The organism is Peptoniphilus rhinitidis 1-13, assembly GCF_000246925.1.
Classification (GTDB): Bacteria; Bacillota; Clostridia; order Tissierellales; family Peptoniphilaceae; genus Peptoniphilus_A; species Peptoniphilus_A lacydonensis.
Window position 1 is genome coordinate 1 of the sequence record NZ_BAEW01000036.1, and the last position, 1,500, is coordinate 1,500.

The 1,500-nt window shown below is 28.7% G+C and carries 1 protein-coding gene; it reads right to left on the reverse strand.

Annotation, left to right across the window (positions count from 1 at the left end):
- Window positions 1–191: 191 nt before the first annotated feature.
- Complete coding sequence (locus RH95_RS09070) at window positions 192–1,370, reverse strand: ISL3 family transposase (RefSeq protein ID WP_010248875.1); 1,179 nt, start codon at window positions 1,368–1,370, stop codon at window positions 192–194.
- Window positions 1,371–1,500: the final 130 nt, after the last annotated feature.

Consider the following 1,500-nt stretch of genomic DNA (forward strand, 5'->3'; position numbering starts at 1 on the left):
TTTTGGCTCTAAAGAATCCATTGGGGGATGCTAACCTATAAAGTTGGCATCTCTTCTTAATTATACATCATTATTCACTTACTTTTAAAAGACCTATCTTAATAGTCACTTTCTACCTGTTTTTAGCGTCACTTAATAAGCCTATAGGCTTATTTTCCTAAAAGCTAATTCTTTTATTCAGTTCTTGTATATTATTCAAGTGCTAATATTCTATTTCTAAATCTTTTGAAATTTTTCATTCCAAATGTTATTCTCTTTAATACTTTTATTTTATTGTTAATTCCTTCTACATATCTATTTGTAAATTCGTAATCAAAACTGTTTGATATTTGTTCTATCCAGTTCTTAAATGCTGTTAGACAGAACCTCCATTTAATGGATCCATCTTCTAACAGGTAAACTATCCAACCTTGTATGTTTCTTTGAGCTTTCTCTTTGTTTTCACTCTTCATAACTAGGTTGTAGAAGGTTTCTTTTGTTAGGTATGCTTTTCTTATTTCTTCGTTTCTTTCTAACATTATTGATACTTTTATCTTTTCGTCATCTTCAAGTTTTATCATTGGTTTTGTCAGAAGGGATTTACTTCTCATAAAGTGTATTCTTTCTTGTTTTTTCATCTTTTTTGATTCTGATATTCTTGTATTTTCAAATCCCCATGTTACTTGTCTTATGAAATGATATCTGTCTATTAGATGTTTTGCGTTTGGAAAGTGTTTTTTCTTTATATCTCTATATGGTCTATACATATCGCTTACGAAGATTTTTACTTTATCTTTTTCTTCTTTTGGTATTTTACTAAAGTATTTATCTAAGTAATCAAATTTTCTTGTTGGTAGTACGTCTAATATCTTTTTGTTTTGACTATCTGCTATTATCGTCTGGTATTTCTCTCCTCCTGAATCTCCTTTGAATTCGTCTATGTTTAGGACTTCTCCTAGTTTTAGTCTTTTTATTTCTACTGTATCTATTATGTTTGAGACTGTTTTGGGTGAAATGTAAAATTTTTTAGCTATATCTTTGATGGATATTTTGTTTTTAAATTCTTCTAATACTCTTCTTTTTAGTCTTTTTGTTATTTGGCAATGTTTTGATACGAATGGCTTGTCTTCTGTGAATCTTTTTCCACATTCTCTACACTTAAATCGTCTTATGTCTATTTTTAATATTACTTGTTTGTCTCTATATGGTAAATCTCTTATGTTTTGTTGTCTATGGTCATGTATTTCTATCTTTTTTGATCCACAGCATAGACATGTTTTAGGTCTTTTCTTACATTTACCTGTTATTGTTATCTTATCTTCTGTTTCTTCTACTTTTTCTAATTTAATACCTTTAATTCCCACAAGCTTTGTGATATTATTTATTTGCACTTACTTTACCTCCTTTATTTGGTTGTGGTGACTTTATCTTAGGTGATTTGTAGAGTAAGTGCAATTTTTTTACTAAAAAACTGTTGAGATAGTATGTTTATTCATACCCCCCAACAGTTTCTTTTGTTCC